Source organism: Clostridium sp. AUH-JLR23 (genome assembly GCF_964238065.1).
GTDB classification, from domain to species: domain Bacteria; phylum Bacillota_I; class Bacilli_A; order Erysipelotrichales; family Coprobacillaceae; genus Allocoprobacillus; species Allocoprobacillus merdigallinarum.
In genome coordinates this window covers 14,669-36,263 of sequence record NZ_CAXSKY010000002.1, presented here as the reverse complement: position 1 = coordinate 36,263, position 21,595 = coordinate 14,669, and the positions used below count along the sequence as shown (strand labels likewise).

The following is a 21,595-nucleotide window of genomic DNA, read 5'->3' as shown; positions in this document are numbered from 1 at the left end:
TCCTCCTTATCCATAAAAAAGACATATCAAATCAAATGATATGTCCTATAACAAATATAAAAAATAAGAAAAAGAAGACTCTGGAGAAACAGCTATTTGATTCGTTGTTTTTAAACCAAAATCCATCATTTTTCTCATTCCTTTCCTTATCTTTAATAAGTATATATTTTTGTATTTATACATTCAAGAAAATGATAAATAATAATCAAAAAGATAATATATTATCAATTTATTCTTGTGATTTCATATCCCTCTTTGGCAAATGTATCTATAATTCTTTGTATATGCTTTTCTCCATTGGTTTCACAAGTGACACGTAATTCCACTTCAGAGAAACGTGCAAAGTTCTTAAACTGGTTATGTTCCACACCAATAACATTCGCATTACATTGAGCTAAAACATGAGATACATATTCAAGTTCACCAGGTTTATCTAATAACTGTACAGTAAATGTAAAGACACGACCTCTAGCAATCAATCCCTTATTAATCATTGAAGAAATTGTTAAAACATCAATATTTCCACCACTAATCAATGATACAACTTTTTTATTCTTTTCATTTAATTTCTTTAATGCTGCAAGAGATAAAATACCTGAATTTTCAGCGATCAGTTTATGTTTTTCCACAAGCAATAAGAACGCATCCATCAATTCATAATCAGAAACCGTAATAATACCATCCACATATTCTTTAATATAATCAAAAGTCATATCACCAATTTCTTTAACGGCTGTCCCATCAGCAATTGTATTGGCTTCTTTTAAAGCCACAACCTGATCTTCATTAATAGCCGCTAAAGCACTGGCAGCACCTTCTGGTTCTACTCCAATAATCTTGATTGTTGGCTTGATTTGTTTGGCAGCACAGGCAATCCCTGAAATCAATCCACCACCACCAATTGGCACTAAGATAATATCTGCTTCAGGCAATTCTTCAAGTATTTCTAACGCAATTGTTCCTTGCCCTTCAATGACATCTTCATCATTAAATGGATGTACAAATGTATATCCATGTTCCTTTTGTAAATCACAAGCTTTCTGATAGGCTTCATCATAAACTTCACCAGCCAAAACAACCTCAGCTCCATGTGCTTCTGTTGCTTCTACTTTAATTAATGGTGTATGTTGAGGCATTACAATTGTGGCCTTGACACCTAATTTAGAAGCTGCGTATGCCACCCCTTGAGCATGATTCCCAGCCGAAGAAGCAATTAAACCTTTAGCTTTCGCTTCATCATCCATTTTGACAATCTTATTATAAGCCCCTCTTATTTTAAAAGCACCTGTTCTCTGTAAATTTTCAGGTTTGATATAAACCTGATTTTTACATTCCTTTGAAAAAGCTTCACTATATATTAAGGGAGTAGGAATAATGACTTCATCAACTCTCTTTTTGGCTTCTTGAAAATGCTTTAAATCTAACATATTGAATCTCCCTCTCTTTCATATACTTTCAACATTATAACATAACTCATTATAGATTTGAATTAATTTTTTTCATATTCATAAATACTATACTTATGATTTAGTTAAATACAAATTTATATATGAAAGAAATTAAAAATTTCATCAATACTTACAGGTCTATATTCATGCGCATCCACACCAACATCATATCTATAAATACCTTCTTCTCTCATTTTTAAATTATAGCTCCTATCATTATGTTGATGTCCATGTAAATGAATAGAACCTCTAAAAGAATGATTCCACTCTAAAAAAGGATAATGTGATAAAACAAGAAATTTCTTTTGATACTTTAGTTCTTTATAATCACAGACTTCTTCAAACAAACATTCATCATACTTTTTATCATGATTCCCTTTTACTAATATTTTTCTTCCATTTAACTTTGAAATGATCTGATTAGCTTCATCTAAAGACAATTTCATTGTTAAATCTCCTAAGATATAGATAAAATCATTCTTTTTTACAAACTGATTCCAGTTTTGTATCAATGTTCTATTCATCTCATCAACATCTTGAAATGGTCTATTGCATAAACGCAGAGCATTTTGATGTCCTAAATGTAAATCACTTGTAAAATAAATCATTTGATCACCTCCATGACAATAAAAGGTATAGTTGATAAACCATACCTTTACGATAACACACCTTTCATGACATGTTAATATTTTATTAAGATTTTTCTGATATAAAAAGTCATATGAATAAGATACTATACTTATTTCCAATCTAAAATGAGTTTAATTCCCATAAAAAAACACAATTATCAGTAAACCTTATATAACAAATGTATTTCAAATGACGTTTGTTATAAAAAGAGTATTCTTTTAAAAAAATAAACCTCTATAATATGAAATGAATCTCGTTATTAGAACACTCAAATAACAAAATTCTTCTCATATTTGTAGAGGCTTTTTTATTTAAATTGATTTAATTGTTCATCGTAGATGTAATCAATCTTTTGTAATGTTTGGATAACTTCATCCTGTGAAACATCCAAATCATCACATAATGATTCTAATGAATCATATTGATCTCTCAGTTTCATATTGATAAAACTTAAAAGCATGGCTGGATCTTTAGGTAACATTAGTATTCAACTCCTTCATAGATTTGTGATAAAACATATGCAATACCATCTTCATTATTTGATTTCGTTACGACTTTTGCACGTTGCTTCACTTCTTCAACTGCATTTTCCATCGCAACGCCAAGTCCTGCATATTCAATCATACTTAAATCGTTATAGCCATCTCCAAAAGCTATGACCTCTTCTTGTTTAATGCCTAAACTCTTAGCTAAACGATCAAGAGATGCTGCTTTATCTATATTTTTGGCCATCACTTCTAAAAAGAATGGTGCACTACGATAAATACTTAATTCATTTCCAAAAGGCTTTTTAAATTCTTCTTCAATAGAAGCAATATATTCTGGTGTTCCCGTTAATAAAACTTTATGTATAGGATTTTCTAATATATCAATAAAAGATGAAACCTGATATTTTCTTATATCATTAATTTTTGCTTCAATGCAAACATACTCATCGTCAATATCTTCTGTATAGATACTATCATTTTTATATGTCATACAAGCTAAGTTGTATTGTTTAGCTTGTATATACACCTTTTTAGCTTCTTCAATAGATAATGTTTGTTCATATACTGTTTCCTGATTCGGTACAGTTCCCACTCTGGCACCATTAAAAGAAAGTAAATATCCACCAAATTCATCCAACAATAATTCTTTAGCTTCATGTCTAAGTCCTGCTGTTGGTCTACCTGAAGCCAAAACAATCTTAACTCCCTGTTTTTGAACTTCGATTAAAGATTCTTTTGTTTTAGCAGTGATTTGATTATCAGAATTCTTTAAAGTCCCATCTAAATCTAATGCGATCAATTTATATTTCATCATAACCTCCTGTTTTTTTACTATCTTATAAAATTTTGTATCATTTGTCTATATTCTATTTTCCAAGATAATCACATATTTTATAAGCATATTTATAGTATAATGACTATCAGGAGGGGATAAAAATGAATCTCAAAAACAAATTAAGAAATCAGATGATTATTCTCACAATACTATCATTCTTTATATATCTCTTTTTCTTCTTGCGTATTAATGTTTATACTTATACACCTATCTTTCGTATAATCTATACAATCGTTTTTATAAGTATCATATTGATACAATGGATCATGTATTTTTCTCAAAATAAAAAAATACCAGCTATTCATGACTGGTTAGAAAACTTTCTTGCCAAACATCCAGATATTCAACATTTGCAATCTTTATCTTACGCTACAATATACGCTCAAAAACGTATCTTCGCCTTATTAGTCTATTATTTCTGTTTAAATATCATGGCTATTGTTTTTTCTTATTATATTATTATGCGTATTATCTTTGATCAGCCTATAAGTATGATCTTCTTGTTGTTTATAGTCTGTTTGTTGATAATTGTATTTGTATATGCATACATCTATACGCATATTGAAAAAACATATTATCAGTCCTATTTATACCATGATTATAAACTCTATATTCAAATGACTTATCATCTTTGTTGTATCCCTGTCTTTCAAAAAGCAATCTTGAGTTACAATACACTTATGAATGTTTCATCAGCATTGGGAAGATTGGGTTATCCTCAGGAAGCCTATGATTTTTTACTTATATGGAAACAAAATGCCAAAAGACTTCCTGCCCTTACAAAACTTTATTACTATGAACATTGCATTGCTCACTTAGCAATGCTACAGGATCTTGAAAAGTTTGAGGATGCTTATACAAAGTTTCAAACTCTTTATCAAAGTCATCCTCGTTTACACCAAAGAGAAAATATCAAAACATTAACTTTGATTGTTTCTCTTTATGTCGCTTATATTCATAATCAACCTGAAGAAGTCCTTCAACTCAAAAAACAAATACTATCATCTCATAATGATCTTCCACCTCAAATCAAAACAATTTTTGAATGGGCAGAAGCCAAAATATAATTCATCTAATCAACATTATAAAGACTTTGAACAAGGACAGACCTTTTACCATACGTATGACGTGAACGAACATATTCAAAAGGAGTCCATTATTTAAATACGTTACTTGTTGTACTTCAAGCATAGGTGTTGTTGGTGTACATTTTAAGTATTCGACTTCCAAGTTGTTTGGTAAATCAGCCCTAATCTTACGATTAGCACCAACAATCTTGAGTTTAAGATCTTCCTTTATATCATTATAAAACGAAGATAATAAAATCTCTTCTGTTAAATGGGGTATAACTTGAACTGGAACTTTTAAATATTCTATTCAATAGAGTTCTTTATGCAATAAACGCAGACGAATAAGAAGACCAAAAAGCGTCCAAATGGACGCTTTTAAGTCGTATTCAAAAAAATTAATCATTCAATAAAAATATTTTTTATTTCAATACAAAGAAATGATTTATTACTTACACGTCTTCGATACCTCTCTACAATTAAATACTATATAGTGAGTTCATTATATCAAAGCGAATCATCACTTAAATCAAAACACTTAATCAACTACGTCATTAATAATCAATCTATAGTGACTATGTTTTATCATCAAATGAATGAAACATTATCACCTTTTTAACGAAATACTCAAAATAGTTTCTAACTGTTTTAAAAAATAATCCTTATTCTCTTTTGTTGGTTTAGATGGACCTTTGATATGCTTATGACTTTTTCTTTGATGAGCCCCAATATAACGTCTTAATAAAAGCTCATCAATATTCTGTGATGTGATTTTTAGCCCTGAGACATGTAAAACATAAGCGCCTTTTCCTAATGCCAGGGCTGCCAACCCATAGTCTTGAGTAATGAGTAAATCCCCTTTTTTCAAATCAGATAAAATACGCATATCAACACTATCTTTACCAATTTCACATTCTATAACAGGATAAGGGGCATCCTTTAATAAATGGGCATAATCTAAATACACAAACATCTCTATTTGATAGTCTAATGTCAATTGATAAATGTCATTTTTATACATGGCAGCATCGCCATCAACAATCACTCTCATACAATATGTAGTGCCAAAATCAAAACTATAGCGACAATACCACCAATAAGTCCGCCGATATGACCCGTTTTAGAAATACGTCTATCCATGAATGTATAAATCAGATTGATAATAATCACAAATGCAAAATCATTTAATACACTCATAAATGGACCACCTAAAATATATCCTAAAGCAATGATAGCTCCAAAAAATCCAAAAACAACACCACTAGCTCCAATCGTTAAAGTCTGATAATAACGTGATGAAATTTGTGATGCACTATAACTTAATAATGAACTTAATATCATGGATATAATAACCAGATACAAGTAAGGAACTGTTCCTAGACAAGCCTCTAGAAAATGTCCTACCTGATATAATGCATATGCATTCATTAAAAAGTGAAAGAATTCTGCATGTATAAAGTGACATGTTATAAAACGCCAATATTGATGACGTTCTTGAATATAAGGAGGATAAAATCCTCCTAATTTTAATGCACAACTCCATTTATCATCATGTTGTATAAACTGAATATATATAAATATAACTGCACAAATTAATACATAAATATTAGTTATCATCTTCTACCTCTATAACTGTAATTGTTCTTACGACTTGTGTCGTATTTCCATCTTTATCACTAACCGTATACATAATCTCATAGATTCCTGGTACTTGATTATCAACATGTCCATCGACAATCAGACGTGATGTAATATCTCCTTCAATATCATCTGTCGCATAAACACCATCATATAAATCCACACTCTCTCCAACATGAATTTCAAGGTTTTCAATACCTTTAATTGTTGGTGCAATAGCATTTTTTTCTACAACAACCTTGACTCTTAAAGAACTTGACTGGTTGCCATGCTGATCTTCTACAATGATACGTTCAATCTGTGTTCCTTCAATTTCAAAAGATTTTATTTCACTCTTTTTACCACTTTTTTCATCATAGAAATAAACCTTTGTAAGTGAATGGTCTTCAACATTTTCAATCAAGTCTTCAGCTTGAAGTGTTTCACCTAACTGAACATGCCATTCTACTTTCTTTAATTGAAACTTAGGTTTAATTGTATCTTCTACCACAATCTCAAAATATTGTGTTTCATTAAAATAAGTAATAGATGCCTGATATGTTCCAACTTCCTTTGAAACATGTGATAAATCTAATTTCACATTTTCTAAGACTGAATGATTCGCATTGACATATTCACTAACATCTGTAGGAATAACTTGTCCATATTGAAATGTAAAAACATTTCTTTTTAATTTAATTGGGGAAATTGTTAATGCTAAATAAATTAATATTGTATCAACAAGAATAAAAAAGGTTAAAATTGAAACAATAATTTTATTCTGCATAGTATACACCCCCTATTAAATATTATATCACTAAAATATGAAATTTTTGTGTCTAATGCTTTTTCTTTTGAAAAAAGAAGGGATTACCCTTCTAATCTTGATAAAACTTTTGTTTTTCCAAGCAAAGCAATTGATTTTGTTAAATCTGGTCCATGCATAATACCAGTCGTTGCAATACGAATTGGCATATATAACATCTTTCCTTTTGCTTTTGCTTCTTTTTGTGTTGCCTTGATACATGCAAAGATATGATCTGCATCAAATTCTTCATCTGATAATTGTTCTAAATGTGATTTAAACACCGCTAATGTATTTGGAATAGATTCATCCTGCATAAATTCTTGAGCTTCTTCACTGATCTGCATGTCATCTTCAAAGAATAATGCAACCTGTTCAACAATTTCTTCACCATAACTGATATGATCACGATGAACATCAATTAACTGTCTGATCCATTCATCACTCTTATCAGATAAATCATAAGCCTTTTGTAAGAATGGTAGACACAAATCAACCAATTCATCTAAAGTTTTTTCTTTTAAATATTGGCTATTCATCCATTTTAATTTATCGTTATCAAAAATAGCCCCTGATTTAGAGATACGATCAACACTAAATGATTGAATCAATTCATCCAATGTAAATAATTCTTTTTCTTCTTTTGGTGACCATCCTAACAATGCAATATAATTCAAAATAGCTTCACTTAAATATCCTTTTGAAATTAAATCCTGATAAGAAGCATCCCCATTACGCTTACTTAATTTATGTGTTTCATCTTTCATCACAGGTGGACAGTGAATATAAACTGGTGGTTCCCATCCAAATGCCTGATATATCAAATTATATTTAGGTGTAGAAGACAAATATTCATTTCCTCTGACAACATGTGTAATATTCATTAAATGATCATCAACAATATTAGCAAAATTATATGTTGGATATCCATCACTCTTTAACAATACACCTTCAGATAATCCTGCATTTTCAACTTCAATATGTCCATAAACTTCATCATCAAAAGAAGTGACTCCTGTACTTGGAATTGTTTGTCTGACAACATATTTTTCACCATTAGCAATTCTTTGTTTTGCTTCTTCTAAAGATAATGATTTACATGGGTCGATATACCCTAATTCTTCATGATCAGCATTTTCTTTTTTTGCTTCTTCAATTGTTTCTTCATCACAGAAACAATAATGTGCGCCACCTAATTCTACTAATTTATCAGCATATTCTTTATAAATAGCTAATCTTTGTGATTGAATATAAGGTCCTACATCTCCTGGTTTATCTGGTCCTTCATCATAATGTAAACCTGTCTTATCAAGAACATCATAAATCATATCAACTGCCCCAGCAACTTCTCTTTGCTGGTCAGTATCTTCAATTCTTAAAATGAAATCCCCACCATCATGTTTTGCAATCAAATATTCATACAAAGCTGTTCTTAAATTCCCAATATGCATATAACCTGTTGGACTTGGGGCAAATCTTGTACGTACTTTACTCATTTTCTCTATCCTTCCTTATTTAATAATACAACACTCTGGGCAACAATACCTTCTTTTCTTCCAACAAAGCCCATCTTTTCGCCTCTTGTGGCTTTAATATTAACTTGTGTGATGTCACAATGAAGAACACGAGCAACATTGTCTTTCATCTTGGCAATATGTGGAGCCATCTTAGGTTCTTCACACAAAATTAAGCTATCAATATTTCCAATCTGGTAACCTTCTTTTTTCATCATCTGATACGTATATTCTAATAATAACATGGATGAAATCCCTTTGTATTTAGGGTCTGTATCTGGAAAATGCTTTCCAATATCACCAAGTCCCATGGCACCGATAATACTTTCAATAATCGCATGAAGCAAAACATCCGCATCGCTATGTCCTTTTAAACCTTTTTCGTAAGGAATTTCCACCCCACCTAAGATAAGTGGTCTACCTTCTACTAACTGATGAATATCAATAGATTGTCCAATTCTCATCATACACATCATCCTTTCTGCCCTATTCTAGCACAAATAAGATGAATATACAAAACTATATCTTATGAAACTGTTTTATATTTTCAAAAAATATGGTAAACTAAAGCATATATTGAAACAAGGAAGGTTGGACACATGGATAATAAAGAAGTTATAAGTAAAAATTTTATTGAAAGAATTATAGATAAAGATTTAGAGGAAGGAACATACACAAAAGTTGCTACACGTTTTCCACCTGAACCTAATGGATATTTACATATTGGACATGCGAAGTCTATCTTATTAAATTATGGACTCGCTAAAAAATATAACGGAACTTTTAATCTTCGCTTCGATGATACAAATCCAACAAAAGAAAAGACTGAATTCGTTGACTCTATTGTTAAAGATGTGGAATGGTTAGGTGCTCAATATGATGGTGAAATCAAGTTTGCTTCTGATTATTTTGAAGATATGTATGAAGCTGCAGTAAAGTTAATCAAAAAAGGAAAAGCCTATGTTTGTGATTTAACAGCTGAACAAATCAAAGAATACCGTGGAACATTAACAGAACCAGGAAAAAATTCACCTTATCGTGATCGTAGTATTGAAGAAAACCTTGATTTGTTTGAAAGAATGAAAAATGGTGAATTTGAAGATGGAAGCAAAGTCTTACGTGCTAAAATTGATATGGCTTCACCAAATATCAATATGCGTGATCCGATTATTTATAGAATTGCCAGAATGACACATCATAACACTGGTGATCAATGGTGTATTTATCCAATGTATGATTTTGCTCATCCTATTGAAGATGCGATTGAACATATCACTCATTCTATCTGTACACTTGAATTTGAAGATCACCGTCCTTTATATGATTGGGTTGTCCAAGAACTTGAATATCCTGAACCACCAAAACAGATTGAATTTGCAAAACTTTATTTAACAAATGTCATTACTGGAAAACGTTATATTAAGCGTTTAGTTGATCAGGGTATTGTTGATGGATGGGATGATCCACGATTAGTTACCATTGCTGCTTTAAGAAGAAGAGGATTTACACCTGAATCATTAAAGAATTTCATGGATTTAGTTGGTGTCGCAAAAAGCAATTCATCAGTTGATTATGCAATGCTTGAATATTGTATTCGTGATGATTTAAAACCAAAAGCACCTCGTGTTATGGCTGTTTTAGATCCTATTAAGCTTGTGATTGACAACTACCCAGAAGATCAGGTTGAATACTTAGATGCGCAAGTGAATATGGAAAATCCTGAATTAGGTGTAAAACAAATTCCATTCTGCAAGGAGTTATGGATAGATAGAGATGACTTTATGGAAGAACCACCTAAAAAATATTTCCGTTTATTCCCAGGTAATGAAGTGCGTTTAATGAATGCTTACTTTGTTAAATGTGTAAGTTATGAAAAAGATGAAAATGGAAAAGTGACTGTTGTACATTGTACTTATGATCCAATCACAAAAAATGGAACTGGATTTACAGGTCGTAAAGTCAAAGGAACAATTCATTGGGTACCAGTACCTTTCGCAAAGAAAGTCACTGCCAGATTATATGAAAATCTTGTGGATGAAGAAAAAGGTGTTTACAATGAAGATGGAAGTGTCAATTTAAATCCAAATTCATTAACAGTTGTTGAAAACTGCTATATTGAACCAGCTATTGAAGATGCAAAACCTGGAGATTCATTCCAGTTTGTAAGAAATGGATATTTCTGTGTTGACACAAAAGATTCTACTGATGATCATCTTGTCTTTAATAGAATTGTCTCTTTAAAAAGTTCATTTAAATTACCAAAGAAATAAGATGGGGGCTACCCATCTTTTTTATGTACTTTCTGATATATTTTTTGCATTTGTAAATCTGTTAATGCCATACGACTGGCACATTGTTGGAGTTCTTCACAAATATCCTGTAATACCTGATCTTTGTTTTTATATAAAATTTCATGTTCTAAACTGGCCCAAAAATCCATTGCAATTGTTTGCATTTGAATTTCAACTGGAAGCTTCATTTTTCCAGATTTCAAATAAACAGGTACCTCTAATACAAGATGCAAAGAGCGATAACCTGTATCTTTAGGATAATCAATATAATTCATTTTCTTTACTAATATAATATCATCATGCATGATTAATAATTGAGAAATATATTGAATATCATTGATATAATGACAAATAACTCTTAAACCAGCAATATCATTTAACTTTTCTAAAGATTGCCTTTCTAAAGGATATTGCTTTCGTTGCAGTTTGTCTATGATACTTTCAGGAGATTTAATACGTGATTGAATATTATGAATTGGACTATATCCATTTTCACACTTCAATTCATCATCAATACTTTCTAACTTCATTTTCATGACTTTAATAGCCTGTCGATAAGGCTGCATTATTTTCCAAAAAGTCTTATGATCATTCAATTCATCTTTCAAGTCCATAACATCACCCAATCATCATTGTATGTCAGATTATGAAAAGGATTATCATATAAATATGTGAAAAAATAAGACAGAGAATTAACTCTGCTTTATCATATAATCTGTTAAATTAATACCATGTTTCATAGCATATAGAACATGATTTTTATCATTGATATGAGCCACTTTTGCTTCTAGGATAGTCGCAATATATCTGGCATCATCATCTAAAATCATCGGCCAGAAAAAGTAGAATCTTGTCCCATCTTTAAAGAAAAACTCAAAATCAGGAACATAGACTTCATAGGCAATAGGACTTGCTCCCATGACATTCATATATTTACGATTTGCATAAACATTGACTTTTTCAATATCCTCATAACGATAATAATGCATAATCTTTTCATCTTTACCTACTAACACTGCAAAGAAATATTTTAAATTATCCATCATTCCTTTAAATTCATAATAGCGAATACCATCTCTTAAAAATTCTACAGACTGGTCTAAAGAGTTATCTAACATCATGGATGGGCCTGTTGCACGATTAGCCACTCCAATCGACACAATGGTTAAAGTGATAAACATCAAAGCAAAGAGAGTCCACCATATCCAAGCCTGTTCTATAACAAGCCTTAACCAGATCATGACTGTTCCTGTCAAAAACAATGAACCTAATACTTCATAAATAATTTGTCTTTTTGCCCATGCCTTTGTTAGCTTTCTTCCTAACGATACAGTATTGGTTGTTTTTTGAATACCTAACTTCCAATGATGTGAGGTTTCTTCAATATCCTGTAAAGCTGGAATTAATGGTAAATCTTTATCATGATAGTTATCAATCGTTTTTTTAATTTCTTTCATATTTTCTATTTGATTATCCAAATGAATCTGATTGACTCTTAAACATTCATGAAAATCTAAATGTCCATTAACAATAGCTTTAACATCATCAATAGAAATATTTAATCCTCTTAAAAATTTAATTAATTTTAAGACCTGTAAATCTTCATCACTATAGTTACGATAACCATTATCATCTCTTTGAGGAGTAATAAAACCTTCTTTTTCATAATAACGAATGGTATGTTTACTTAGCCCTAATTCTCTTTCTAAATCACTTGTTTTCATATTATTTCCCTTCTTTCTACTTATATTGAACACTATGGAGTCACTCTACAGTCAAGAGTTTTTTTGATTTGATTGAAGTTTTTTCACTTTTTATAACAATATGATAAAATAGAATTATAAAGAAACATAGAAAGGAGAAAAACTTATGAAAATTTTATTATGTTGTAAAGCTGGTGTGACTTCTAATATGTTTGCATCTGCCTTAAAAGATGAAGCTTCTAAAAAAGATATGGAAGTTATCATTTGGGCAACTGCAGAAACAATGATTGAATATTCTATTGAACAAGCAGATTTAATACTTGTTACACCACAGCTAAAAAGCTCCGTATCTAAATTTGAGGATCTTGCCAAAGCTGGAACTCCTGTTATTTTGATCAGTGATGAAGATTTTGTTCAATTCAATGCAAAGAAAGTTTTAGAAGAAGCACTTGCCAGTCTTTCATAATGATGACACTTGATCAGCTGGAAAAAGAATTCCAGCTTTTCTTCTGGCTATAGTTTGAACTTTACAAACTGTTAAGCTATGTTTCAACATCTCATAACATCTTTGATAATCTTGATTTTGATACATATCTACAAATGCCTGCATTTCAGCATACATAACATGTTGATGTTGATGATCTGTTTGTATGCTTGTTCCATCATGATTAACCCATTCAACAGTCTTGATAAAACTTGATGGTGTATCCACATAAAAATATCCTTTTTCTCCTTGAATGGTATTGAATGAAGGCGATTGACAATCTTTCGCCCCAATACATACACATTGAAAATGTGGATATTGTAAAACAAGAACACCCGATGTATCAATATGATGTTCAATACAAGGATAATAATGGATATCCTGTGGTTCACCAAATAATCCCACAACAAAATGAATATTATAAATATTGATATCCATCAATGCGCCACCTGATTTGGTATAATCAAATACCGGCAAAATATCTCCTTCAAGAAATTTTTGATAGCGTGATGAGTACTGACAGAAATGACATTGTACAATCTTGATATTTCCTATTTCATGAAGATGAGCTTTTATATATTGATAATGAGGTAAATATTGATTTGTAATAGCTTCCCATAGAAACAAATGGTTTTCCATGGCGATTTTTTGAAGAAATAATGCTTCCTGATAAGTCGATGTCATTGGTTTTTCTATAATAACATGTTTATGATGTTGCAAAGCCCTTTTAGCAAATTCAAAATGCAAATGATTGGGTAATGCGATATAGATAGTATCGACATGCTGATCATTTAATAATTGTTCATAATTTGTAGAATAACGTTCAAAACTATATTGTTCTACAATCTGTTTTAGCTTTTCCTCACTTCTTTGAGTTCCTGAAATATGAATGAGTTGAATATCTTTGATTTCATGAATAAAGGAAAGAAATTCACCCACAATCATACCACTTCCTACAATTCCTAGTTTCATTATTTACACCTTTTGTACCGCAATCAACAACATCATAGGTCTACGCATTTCATCTTTCATACCCTCCATATTCATCATTTCTAAAGGTGGTTGAGGTTCAACAACATGTTGAATCATGAAGCCATGTTTCATGAGCGTTTCAAGATACGTTGTCAAAGTACGATGATATTTCACTACTTTTTCTTGTAAAAAGACAGCTTCACGTTGTCCTTCATAAAAATAACAATCAACTGGAAAATGTAAAATATTCCCATTTTCATCGTAATACCAATCCTGATTTCCATAAGATGTGAAAACAGGATGCTCGACTGAAAACACAAAATTTCCACCCTTTGTCAACCAATTGGCAATATGTTGAACCAATTGTTCATAATCTTTGACATAATGTAGTGCCAATGAACTGAAAACCACATCAAAACTATCAGGTTCTAATGTTAAATCTTCCATAGCGATTTGACGATATTCTATTTGAGGATGTGCATGCTTTTGTTTGGCCGTTTCTAGCATACGTTTAGAAATATCAACACCCAAAACATATTGCGCATGATGTTCCGTCGCATATTGACAATGCCACCCATATCCACAGCCTAAATCTAAAACTCTTTTTCCTTGAAAATCTGGCAGTAGCTTTTCAAATTCATGCCACTCACCAGCTCCTTGAAGTCCGTAAATAGAACGATACATTTGACTATATTTTTCAAAAAAGACTTCATCATCATATTTATTCTCTTTCATAAATAACCTTCTTTCCCTTTTATCTTAGCATATCCATGAAAAAAAGCATATGTTTTCACATACGCTTAATGACTTATATTCTCCCCATATCTTTTTAAAATGATTGAATCTGCTTCTTAACTTCATCTAAGTCTGAATTGCATAAAATCGGCAAAGCATCTACTAATTGTTCTGGAGGGAGATCCCACCATTTCCACTGTAATGAAAGTTCAATCAATTCATCATCAAATCTTTTTCTAATGAATCGCGCAGGATGACCACCAACAATAGTATAAGGCTTGACATCTTTTGTCACAACACTATGTGCTCCAATAATAGCGCCATCACCAATATGTACACCTGGCATAATGACACAATGTCGCCCAAACCAGACATCATTGCCAATGACTGTATATCCTTTAAATGGCAACTGGGCTAAATGATCAGGAACTCGTTTTGCCCATTCACCACCATCACAGCAAATGGATATGTTGACACACTATTGATACGATGATTGGCTGAACCCATAATAAATTGTGTTCCAGAAGCAATCGAACAAAACTTTCCAATAATCAAACGATCGCCAAATTCGGGATAATTAAATAAGATATTCTTTTTTTTCAAAATGAATTGCATCTTCATCATCATAGTAAGTATATTCACCAATTTCAACATGACTTGCTTTCACAACATTTTTAATAAAAAAAAGGACACGACACAAAGTGAGAATAAAGAAAAAAGTCCTTAAAAAGGACTATAAATACTCAAAAACATCTAACAAAGAATCAATACATGTAATATCTGGATCTTCAATGTCTTTATGTCCAATCAGGAAAGCACGCATTCCAACACTTTTCGCTGATTGCATATCTTTGTTGTAACTATCTCCTATATAAACCGCTTCGCTTGCTTTTAATTTTGTTATTTCTAACGCTTTTTCAAACATTTCTTTGGCAGGTTTATAATAATGTGTTGTTTCACTGGAAATAATACCTTTTGGTTTTAATTCCAAATTTTTCATATTTTCTTCTACATACTGTAAATCATTATTCGTAATAATATATATAGGTAAAGGACATTGTTCAAAAAAATCATAAGAATCATCATATGCTGGTGTATGAATCCAATGTTGAACAAGTAAATCACAATAATGCTGACTATCTCCCTGTAAACCTATTTGATCTTTAATGCTTTCAAATGCTTCAAAAGCTATTTCATACTCATTTTTATAATCTTTTCCATTATAATGCATAACTAATTCATCATGTTTCTGATACCACATTTCTCCTAGTTTTTGTGGATCTTTTTCATTTGAATTTTCTACACATTCATCTAATAATTTTGTTAACCATTCACTTGTGTCATATACCAATGTTCCCATATGATCAATGAATATCGCCTTTAACATGATTAACCTCCTATCAATTCACTTTGCTTATACAAAGTACAAACTTTTTGAATTTTTTGACGTGTTACTTCAACTTGCTGTAAATCACAAACCCTTGCATGTGTTGGACAAATTGAAACACAACGCATACATGAAATGCATTTTGTTTCATCAGTGACTTGTAAACGATGACAATCAATGGCTTCTACAGGATAAAGTTTAGCACATAATCCACATTTTGTACACTGAGAAGTTACTTTTGGTTTGAGTCCTCCATGAAATTCCTTATAAGGTCTATGTCCTGGAACTTCAATAGGGTGAAGATTGTTTTTTAAAGTTTCTACTAACTTTTGAATATGTTGATAATCTTCCTGATTAGGTCTTCCTTTCGCATAATCATGGACAATAGAATGTTCACAAACAACAGCCATTGCACCTTCACAAATAAATCCTAATTCATCTAAAGTATCTTTTAATTCTATAAATGTATCATCATAATGTCTATTTCCATAAGTCACAACGAGAATTACAGGTGTCTGATTTCCTTTCAATAATTTTAATCGCTCTATAGCAATAGATGGAACTCTTCCACCATATGATGGAACACCTACAATACATAAATCTTCATGTGAAAATTCATGTGCTGAAAAATCCGTTCTTGATAAATCATATTCCTGTATAGGTTTATCCCATTGTTTTCCTATAAACCGTACAACTTCTTGAGTACTTCCTGTACCACTAAAATAAATAAGATGAATAGACATATACATTCCTCCTATGCATATCACTATTCTAACATATTTTCCAAGACTTTCCATTAACAAATATTCAATATTCAAAAAATCACTATTTATGAGCTATAACAGTTTGTTGAATATGAAATTTAAAAATATATGCTTTAAGCAATTTTTATGGTATCATATATCTGTATGAAAAAAATATTTTCAAATTGATCTAAAAAAGAAGAAAAATGAACCTTTTTTGCGTATATGAATAATAGGAGGTATGATTCATGTCTCAAAAAAAGTACAAGCTTCAAAAGATTTTTGATATTCGTATCAGAACATTATTTAAAAATCATCATATCGTGGTCGATTTTATCAATGGTATTCTTTTTTATGGAAATGCAATCATTCACTTTGACGATATCTCTTTGGCTGATTCCAATCTTGATTCCCATCTCCCCATTCAAAACATCACAAGAGAACGTGAACGTGATAATATCTATCTTGTAAAAATAGATGACCATGAGTGCCTGATTGGTATAGAGCATCAATCTCAAATTGATTGAAGCATGTTTCAAAGGACAAGGGAATATGATGAAATGAATTATCTTCAACAATTCTTCCTATACCAATCCAATCATCAGATGATTATGGGTGTCATGACATTGGTTGTCTATTACGGACAAAAGAAATGGAGTGCTCCTAGAGCATACGAGGACATGATGAAGCCCATACCTCCTGTTTTCAAAAACTATATGAATGTTGCATCCTATCCACTCATTGAAATGAGATACCTGGACCCAGAGAGATTTCACAATCAAAAACTTAAAGAGCTTATTACTGGATTGAAATATTTGTACAATCATCAATATGATGAAACTCACGATATAACAGTTAGTCATGAAATCGCAATCTCACTCGCAGCACTTACAAAAAACACACAAATTTATGAAAAGGTAAAGGAGAAAAAGATTGATATGTGTCAAGCTATCAGAGATTATGGAAAAGAAAATCTAAGAATAGGAAAAAAAGAAAGTATCATCCAAACTTTAATTAAACAACTGCAATCAAAATTAGGATTTCTTTCAAAAGATACCCTTGCAAAAATCAAATCATGCAATCAAGAACAACTTGATTCACTTACAATACATATTTTTGATATTCATAGTGAAAAAGATATTCTTCGTTATTTATCATTTGATTAATGTATATTTGATAGATGGATTATCTAAAAACAAAGTTCATACTTTATATGTAAAAAGAACATTCTATTTTTGAATGTTCTTTTCATCGTATTTTTTATGATAAGCTGCTGTAATCAAACCTTGAAATAATGGTTCACTACGATTAGGACGTGATGAAAATTCTGGATGGAATTGACACGCTACAAAATAAGGATGATCTTTCAGTTCAATAATTTCCACAAGATTTCTTTCTGGATTCTTACCTGAAAAAATAAGTCCATGTTGTTCTAAGATATCTTTATATTTATTATTAAATTCATAACGATGTCTATGTCTTTGTTGAATCAAGTCTTTGCCATATAGTTCATGAACACGACTTTCTTTTAATAACTCACAATCATAATTTCCTAGTCTTTGTGTACCACCCATATCGTTCAATGTCTGATCACTCATTAAGTGAATTAATGGTGTTGCACACATCTCATCAAATTCAATAGAATTGACATCTTGAAGTCCACAGACATGTCTTGCAAACTCAATAGAAGCCAATTGCATTCCTAAACAAATACCTAAAAATGGAATCTTTTCTTCTCTTGCAAAGCGAATAGCCTTAATCATTCCTTCAATACCACGTTGTCCAAAGCCACCAGGAACCAAGATACCATCTGCTCCCTTTAACATGTCTCCTACATTTTCATCATTAATGTCTTCAGCATTAATCCAATCAATATGTACGGTACTATTTTCATAATAACCTGCATGGCGTAAAGCTTCATTAACTGATAAATAAGCATCTGGTAATTGTACATATTTTCCAACCATCTTGATTGTTAATTCTTTATTAAGACCTTTAACACGTTGAATAAGCTGTTGCCATTCAGTCATATCAGCTTTTGGAGCTTCTATTCTTAAATGATCCAATACCAAATCATCCATATGTTGATCCAATAACATCATTGGCAGTTCATATAAAACATCAACATCATAATTAGAAATAACAGCTTCTACTGGGACATTACAGAATAAAGAAATTTTTTCTTTTAATTCCTGATCAATATGTTTTTCACTACGACAAACAATAATATCTGGCTGAATACCATATCCTCTTAGTTCTTTAACACTATGTTGTGTTGGTTTGGTTTTGACCTCATGGCTTGCTCCAATATAAGGTAGTAATGTTGTATGTATATAAAGAGTATTTTTATATCCGATATCTAAACGGACTTGTCTAATGGCTTCAATAAAAGGTAAACTTTCAATATCTCCAACTGTCCCGCCAATTTCAGTAATCACAATATCAGCCTGACTACTTTTAGCCGCTGCATAGATTTTAGCCTTAATCTCATTGGTAATATGGGGTACAACCTGTACAGTTGCTCCTAAATAATCTCCACGACGTTCTTTAGAAATGACATCGCTATAAATTCTTCCTGTTGTAATAGATGAACTACGATTCAATTCTTCATCAATAAAACGTTCATAATGTCCTAAATCCAAGTCTGTTTCGGCACCATCTGTCGTCACAAAAACTTCACCGTGTTGAAATGGCGACATTGTTCCCGGATCCACATTAATATAAGGATCAAGCTTTTGCATAAAGACTTTTAATCCTCTTTGTTTAAGCAATCTCCCTAAAGATGCAGCTGTCAATCCTTTTCCTAATCCCGAAACAACTCCACCTGTCACAAATATAAATTTAGCCATTTTCACTATCTCCTTTCTCAAATAAAAATGCACTCCAGCGGAAAGCCTGAGTGCCCTTTCTTATTCTAGCAAAAATTATTTATCAAAGCAATTATTTTTTCTTATTATTGTAATAATCTTTCAAAATCATCATCAGTCAATCGATATACTGTCCACTCATCCATTGGCTTTGCTCCTAAAGATAGATAGAAATCAATACTTGATTGATTCCAATCCAGACACCACCATTCCATTCTTCCACAGCCTCTTTCTTTAGCAATCCTTACAAGTTCCTTAATCGTTGCTTTTCCATATCCATGACCTCTATATTCTGGTTTAATATACAAATCTTCTAAATAGAGACCTGCACGTCCTAAAAATGTTGAAAAATTATGAAAAAACAAAGCAAACCCAATTCTATGATGATCCTTCACAACAAAAATCACTTCAGCTTTCTTATAATCAAATAACCATTGTTCCAATAATGCTTTATTTGCAATCACTTCATGTTCTAACTTCTCATAACGTGCCAACTCTTTAATAAACTGCAAAATAACAGGTACATCTTTTCTTTTGGCATTTTCAAATTCAATATCCATCATATACTCCTTTTTTAAATAATCCCATATTCTTCTAATGTATCAGCTAAACTTTCTAAAATATAAATGACTGGAACCTGTGTTGCTGAACTATAAAAATCCTCATTTCTTGAACTTGGTACATAATAACAGATAGCTAAATCTGCCATTTTTGCTCCTGAAGAAGAAGCACTGTTGGTTATAATAATCACTTGTACTCCACATCTTTTTAACAACATGATTCTTTGAATCATTTCATCCGTTTCACCAGATACACTTAAAACGATTGCACAGTCATGATGATTATACATCCCATGTACACGCATACTAAAATCATCACACACAACACTTCTTTTCCCTTTACGATTAAACAAATACGCTCCTGCTTTAGCTATAGCTCCTGAAATACCTACACCCCAAAACATCACCTCTTTGGATTGAGCGATTATTTGTGTTGCTTGATGAATACTTTGATTAAATTCATCATTATCAACTTTTTGAAAATAATCCAAAATATAATTTAATTTGTTCTCTTTATGATGTAAGTGATTTTTATTTTCCATTTTAATAGCTGTTTTCCATTCCACAAAACCATCATAACCTATCTTTTGAGCAGTACGTGTAATCATCGAAGGAGAAACATGAATGACTTCAGCTATATCTTTTAATTTCAGCTTAACAACTTCATCACGATGTGCTTCTACATAATGATAAATAGACATTTCTAAATCATTTAAAGTATTTAATTTTTCTATTGTTACCATCAAAACACCTCCTCAAGAAAAAAACTGAACACTTAAGTTCAGTTTAAATAAATTTTATGAAAGTTTCAATTTCTTTTTACAAATTTTTTTATTCTTCTTTACTTCATAAGTATATTGAGGTGATTTAATATCAACAACTAAAGTTTTTACGACAATATCATGCAAAGATTTCTTAGAGTTGAATACAAAAACACAAATCACTGAAATCAAACTAATAACAATACCAATATAAGCATATAATGAAGCAAAATTAAATCCTGTCATAACATTAATCATCTGATGCAACATATTGCTTGCAGTATAAATACTTCCTTCAACAAGTAAAATCATGACACCTTGTCTAAGCAGAATTTGTTTCATTGTGACATCACCATAATGATCACCAACTATTTTTAATCCTAATATTTTTTTACCTAATGTTTGCCCCTTTGTATATAATGGAATCCCAATATAATATAACAAGCTTACAGAAAATGACAAGCCTCCTGCAATCAGTTGATAAGGTTGTTCAAAGATGGTAATCACTTGTGGTATATATGAAGCATCCTCATGTAATGACATATAAAGTAAAATAAGGGGAATAGATGCCAGCAATCCTCCAACATACCAGTCAATAGCGTAAGCTATAAATCTTTTGATATAACTTGTCTGATTCTTGGATTCATTTTTCAATTCATTAAAATAGTTTTTCATCTCACATCTATTC

Annotated in this window: 25 protein-coding genes and 1 pseudogene; 5 read left to right on the top strand and 21 right to left on the bottom strand. The window is 31.2% G+C overall.

Annotated elements, in window-relative coordinates:
- Window positions 1-224 precede the first annotated feature (224 nt).
- The 4 genes from ilvA to ACESR5_RS01385 all read right to left on the bottom strand — a co-directional run bounded on the left by ilvA (window position 225) and on the right by ACESR5_RS01385 (window position 3,377).
- Window positions 225-1,427: a threonine ammonia-lyase gene (gene ilvA, locus ACESR5_RS01400; RefSeq protein ID WP_087297373.1), complete on the bottom strand. Its 1,203-nt coding sequence runs from the start codon at window positions 1,425-1,427 to the stop codon at window positions 225-227.
- A 116-nt stretch (window positions 1,428-1,543) separates the two neighbouring features.
- Entirely contained in the window at window positions 1,544-2,056 is a 513-nt protein-coding gene (locus ACESR5_RS01395; protein WP_168080999.1) for a metallophosphoesterase, read from the bottom strand.
- 329 nt (window positions 2,057-2,385) lie between these two features.
- A complete protein-coding gene (locus tag ACESR5_RS01390; protein WP_087244772.1) occupies window positions 2,386-2,559 on the bottom strand; it encodes a DUF4250 domain-containing protein in 174 nt (57 codons plus the stop codon).
- Window positions 2,559-3,377, bottom strand: a complete 819-nt coding sequence (locus tag ACESR5_RS01385; RefSeq protein WP_373153861.1) for a Cof-type HAD-IIB family hydrolase — start codon at window positions 3,375-3,377, stop codon at window positions 2,559-2,561. The genes ACESR5_RS01390 and ACESR5_RS01385 overlap by 1 nt, the downstream gene beginning before the upstream one ends.
- 125 nt (window positions 3,378-3,502) lie before the next feature.
- On the opposite strand from ACESR5_RS01385, the gene ACESR5_RS01380 reads away from it, so the two are divergent.
- A complete protein-coding gene (locus ACESR5_RS01380; RefSeq protein ID WP_373153859.1) occupies window positions 3,503-4,468 on the top strand; it encodes a hypothetical protein in 966 nt (321 codons plus the stop codon).
- A gap of 1 nt (window position 4,469) precedes the next feature.
- Here the strand turns inward: ACESR5_RS01380 and ACESR5_RS01375 are convergent, their stop codons facing one another.
- The 6 genes from ACESR5_RS01375 to ispF form a co-directional block, all read right to left on the bottom strand.
- Window positions 4,470-4,778, bottom strand: coding sequence for a UTRA domain-containing protein (locus ACESR5_RS01375; RefSeq protein ID WP_373153963.1), 309 nt, complete (start codon window positions 4,776-4,778; stop codon window positions 4,470-4,472).
- A 297-nt stretch (window positions 4,779-5,075) separates the two neighbouring features.
- Entirely contained in the window at window positions 5,076-5,489 is a 414-nt protein-coding gene (locus ACESR5_RS01370; protein ID WP_373153858.1) for a DUF188 domain-containing protein, read from the bottom strand.
- 26 nt (window positions 5,490-5,515) lie between these two features.
- Window positions 5,516-6,085, bottom strand: coding sequence for a rhomboid family intramembrane serine protease (locus tag ACESR5_RS01365; RefSeq protein ID WP_373153857.1), 570 nt, complete (start codon window positions 6,083-6,085; stop codon window positions 5,516-5,518).
- Window positions 6,075-6,872 carry a DUF5011 domain-containing protein gene (locus ACESR5_RS01360; protein WP_373153856.1) on the bottom strand — a complete coding sequence of 266 codons (798 nt, stop codon included), beginning with the start codon at window positions 6,870-6,872 and terminating at the stop codon, window positions 6,075-6,077. Before ACESR5_RS01360 ends, ACESR5_RS01365 begins: the two co-directional genes overlap by 11 nt.
- An 83-nt stretch (window positions 6,873-6,955) precedes the next feature.
- On the bottom strand, window positions 6,956-8,386 hold the full coding sequence (gltX, locus tag ACESR5_RS01355; protein WP_087305496.1) for a glutamate--tRNA ligase: 1,431 nt from the start codon (window positions 8,384-8,386) through the stop codon (window positions 6,956-6,958).
- A 5-nt stretch (window positions 8,387-8,391) separates the two neighbouring features.
- Entirely contained in the window at window positions 8,392-8,868 is a 477-nt protein-coding gene (gene ispF / locus ACESR5_RS01350) for a 2-C-methyl-D-erythritol 2,4-cyclodiphosphate synthase (RefSeq protein WP_373153962.1), read from the bottom strand.
- 135 nt (window positions 8,869-9,003) lie between these two features.
- Between ispF and ACESR5_RS01345 the strand changes: the two genes are divergently transcribed.
- The gene (locus ACESR5_RS01345) at window positions 9,004-10,674 is read left to right on the top strand and encodes a glutamine--tRNA ligase/YqeY domain fusion protein (RefSeq protein ID WP_373153855.1); all 1,671 of its coding nucleotides are present in this window, start codon (window positions 9,004-9,006) and stop codon (window positions 10,672-10,674) included.
- A gap of 8 nt (window positions 10,675-10,682) precedes the next feature.
- Here the strand turns inward: ACESR5_RS01345 and ACESR5_RS01340 are convergent, their stop codons facing one another.
- Together ACESR5_RS01340 and ACESR5_RS01335 are read right to left on the bottom strand one after the other, a co-directional pair.
- On the bottom strand, window positions 10,683-11,309 hold the full coding sequence (locus ACESR5_RS01340) for a GTP pyrophosphokinase family protein (protein ID WP_373153854.1): 627 nt from the start codon (window positions 11,307-11,309) through the stop codon (window positions 10,683-10,685).
- A gap of 78 nt (window positions 11,310-11,387) precedes the next feature.
- Complete coding sequence (locus tag ACESR5_RS01335) at window positions 11,388-12,419, bottom strand: MerR family transcriptional regulator (RefSeq protein ID WP_373153852.1); 1,032 nt, start codon at window positions 12,417-12,419, stop codon at window positions 11,388-11,390.
- A 145-nt stretch (window positions 12,420-12,564) separates the two neighbouring features.
- Between ACESR5_RS01335 and ACESR5_RS01330 the strand changes: the two genes are divergently transcribed.
- Entirely contained in the window at window positions 12,565-12,864 is a 300-nt protein-coding gene (locus ACESR5_RS01330) for a PTS sugar transporter subunit IIB (protein WP_087245342.1), read from the top strand.
- On the opposite strand, the gene ACESR5_RS01325 is transcribed toward ACESR5_RS01330, so the two are convergent.
- The 5 genes and pseudogenes from ACESR5_RS01325 to ACESR5_RS01305 form a co-directional block, all read right to left on the bottom strand.
- On the bottom strand, window positions 12,859-13,854 hold the full coding sequence (locus ACESR5_RS01325; protein ID WP_373153851.1) for a Gfo/Idh/MocA family protein: 996 nt from the start codon (window positions 13,852-13,854) through the stop codon (window positions 12,859-12,861). The genes ACESR5_RS01330 and ACESR5_RS01325 overlap by 6 nt on opposite strands.
- A gap of 3 nt (window positions 13,855-13,857) precedes the next feature.
- Window positions 13,858-14,589 (bottom strand): class I SAM-dependent methyltransferase, encoded by a 732-nt coding sequence (locus tag ACESR5_RS01320; RefSeq protein WP_373153850.1) that lies wholly within the window; start codon window positions 14,587-14,589, stop codon window positions 13,858-13,860.
- Between the two features lie 94 nt (window positions 14,590-14,683).
- A pseudogene (locus ACESR5_RS01315) lies at window positions 14,684-15,298 on the bottom strand (CatB-related O-acetyltransferase).
- 24 nt (window positions 15,299-15,322) lie between these two features.
- Window positions 15,323-15,976: an HAD family hydrolase gene (locus ACESR5_RS01310; protein ID WP_087245316.1), complete on the bottom strand. Its 654-nt coding sequence runs from the start codon at window positions 15,974-15,976 to the stop codon at window positions 15,323-15,325.
- 2 nt (window positions 15,977-15,978) lie between these two features.
- Window positions 15,979-16,719 (bottom strand): 4Fe-4S binding protein, encoded by a 741-nt coding sequence (locus ACESR5_RS01305; protein WP_373153848.1) that lies wholly within the window; start codon window positions 16,717-16,719, stop codon window positions 15,979-15,981.
- Between the two features lie 248 nt (window positions 16,720-16,967).
- On the opposite strand from ACESR5_RS01305, the gene ACESR5_RS01300 reads away from it, so the two are divergent.
- Both ACESR5_RS01300 and ACESR5_RS01295 read left to right on the top strand, forming a co-directional pair.
- Complete coding sequence (locus tag ACESR5_RS01300) at window positions 16,968-17,246, top strand: hypothetical protein (RefSeq protein ID WP_087936915.1); 279 nt, start codon at window positions 16,968-16,970, stop codon at window positions 17,244-17,246.
- Window positions 17,247-17,279: 33 nt separating this feature from the next.
- Window positions 17,280-17,885 (top strand): DUF4351 domain-containing protein, encoded by a 606-nt coding sequence (locus tag ACESR5_RS01295; protein ID WP_373153846.1) that lies wholly within the window; start codon window positions 17,280-17,282, stop codon window positions 17,883-17,885.
- A 63-nt stretch (window positions 17,886-17,948) separates the two neighbouring features.
- On the opposite strand, the gene ACESR5_RS01290 is transcribed toward ACESR5_RS01295, so the two are convergent.
- The 4 genes from ACESR5_RS01290 to ACESR5_RS01275 all read right to left on the bottom strand — a co-directional run bounded on the left by ACESR5_RS01290 (window position 17,949) and on the right by ACESR5_RS01275 (window position 21,582).
- On the bottom strand, window positions 17,949-19,568 hold the full coding sequence (locus tag ACESR5_RS01290; protein ID WP_087936917.1) for a CTP synthase: 1,620 nt from the start codon (window positions 19,566-19,568) through the stop codon (window positions 17,949-17,951).
- A gap of 104 nt (window positions 19,569-19,672) precedes the next feature.
- The gene (locus ACESR5_RS01285) at window positions 19,673-20,149 is read right to left on the bottom strand and encodes an N-acetyltransferase family protein (protein ID WP_373153845.1); all 477 of its coding nucleotides are present in this window, start codon (window positions 20,147-20,149) and stop codon (window positions 19,673-19,675) included.
- Window positions 20,150-20,160: 11 nt separating this feature from the next.
- The gene (locus tag ACESR5_RS01280; protein WP_129736517.1) at window positions 20,161-20,889 is read right to left on the bottom strand and encodes a MurR/RpiR family transcriptional regulator; all 729 of its coding nucleotides are present in this window, start codon (window positions 20,887-20,889) and stop codon (window positions 20,161-20,163) included.
- 54 nt (window positions 20,890-20,943) lie between these two features.
- Complete coding sequence (locus ACESR5_RS01275) at window positions 20,944-21,582, bottom strand: RDD family protein (RefSeq protein ID WP_373153844.1); 639 nt, start codon at window positions 21,580-21,582, stop codon at window positions 20,944-20,946.
- Window positions 21,583-21,595: the final 13 nt, after the last annotated feature.

Excerpts from the sequence above, each read along its gene's own strand:
- ACESR5_RS01385 (WP_373153861.1), bottom strand. The coding sequence starts at position 3,377 with ATGAAATATAAATTGATCGCATTAGATTTAGATGGGACTTTAAAGAAT.
- ACESR5_RS01325 (WP_373153851.1), bottom strand. The coding sequence starts at position 13,854 with ATGAAACTAGGAATTGTAGGAAGTGGTATGATTGTGGGTGAATTTCTT.
- gltX (WP_087305496.1), bottom strand. The coding sequence starts at position 8,386 with ATGAGTAAAGTACGTACAAGATTTGCCCCAAGTCCAACAGGTTATATG.
- ACESR5_RS01340 (WP_373153854.1), bottom strand. The coding sequence starts at position 11,309 with ATGGACTTGAAAGATGAATTGAATGATCATAAGACTTTTTGGAAAATA.
- ACESR5_RS01370 (WP_373153858.1), bottom strand. The coding sequence starts at position 5,489 with ATGTATAAAAATGACATTTATCAATTGACATTAGACTATCAAATAGAG.
- ilvA (WP_087297373.1), bottom strand. The coding sequence starts at position 1,427 with ATGTTAGATTTAAAGCATTTTCAAGAAGCCAAAAAGAGAGTTGATGAA.
- ACESR5_RS01310 (WP_087245316.1), bottom strand. The coding sequence starts at position 15,976 with ATGTTAAAGGCGATATTCATTGATCATATGGGAACATTGGTATATGAC.
- ACESR5_RS01345 (WP_373153855.1), top strand. The coding sequence starts at position 9,004 with ATGGATAATAAAGAAGTTATAAGTAAAAATTTTATTGAAAGAATTATA.
- ACESR5_RS01330 (WP_087245342.1), top strand. The coding sequence starts at position 12,565 with ATGAAAATTTTATTATGTTGTAAAGCTGGTGTGACTTCTAATATGTTT.
- ACESR5_RS01335 (WP_373153852.1), bottom strand. The coding sequence starts at position 12,419 with ATGAAAACAAGTGATTTAGAAAGAGAATTAGGGCTAAGTAAACATACC.
- ACESR5_RS01285 (WP_373153845.1), bottom strand. The coding sequence starts at position 20,149 with ATGATGGATATTGAATTTGAAAATGCCAAAAGAAAAGATGTACCTGTT.
- ACESR5_RS01305 (WP_373153848.1), bottom strand. The coding sequence starts at position 16,719 with ATGTCTATTCATCTTATTTATTTTAGTGGTACAGGAAGTACTCAAGAA.
- ACESR5_RS01360 (WP_373153856.1), bottom strand. The coding sequence starts at position 6,872 with ATGCAGAATAAAATTATTGTTTCAATTTTAACCTTTTTTATTCTTGTT.
- ispF (WP_373153962.1), bottom strand. The coding sequence starts at position 8,868 with ATGAGAATTGGACAATCTATTGATATTCATCAGTTAGTAGAAGGTAGA.
- ACESR5_RS01275 (WP_373153844.1), bottom strand. The coding sequence starts at position 21,582 with ATGAAAAACTATTTTAATGAATTGAAAAATGAATCCAAGAATCAGACA.
- ACESR5_RS01280 (WP_129736517.1), bottom strand. The coding sequence starts at position 20,889 with ATGGTAACAATAGAAAAATTAAATACTTTAAATGATTTAGAAATGTCT.
- ACESR5_RS01290 (WP_087936917.1), bottom strand. The coding sequence starts at position 19,568 with ATGGCTAAATTTATATTTGTGACAGGTGGAGTTGTTTCGGGATTAGGA.
- ACESR5_RS01380 (WP_373153859.1), top strand. The coding sequence starts at position 3,503 with ATGAATCTCAAAAACAAATTAAGAAATCAGATGATTATTCTCACAATA.
- ACESR5_RS01300 (WP_087936915.1), top strand. The coding sequence starts at position 16,968 with ATGTCTCAAAAAAAGTACAAGCTTCAAAAGATTTTTGATATTCGTATC.
- ACESR5_RS01395 (WP_168080999.1), bottom strand. The coding sequence starts at position 2,056 with ATGATTTATTTTACAAGTGATTTACATTTAGGACATCAAAATGCTCTG.
- ACESR5_RS01320 (WP_373153850.1), bottom strand. The coding sequence starts at position 14,589 with ATGAAAGAGAATAAATATGATGATGAAGTCTTTTTTGAAAAATATAGT.
- ACESR5_RS01295 (WP_373153846.1), top strand. The coding sequence starts at position 17,280 with ATGAATTATCTTCAACAATTCTTCCTATACCAATCCAATCATCAGATG.
- ACESR5_RS01390 (WP_087244772.1), bottom strand. The coding sequence starts at position 2,559 with ATGTTACCTAAAGATCCAGCCATGCTTTTAAGTTTTATCAATATGAAA.
- ACESR5_RS01365 (WP_373153857.1), bottom strand. The coding sequence starts at position 6,085 with ATGATAACTAATATTTATGTATTAATTTGTGCAGTTATATTTATATAT.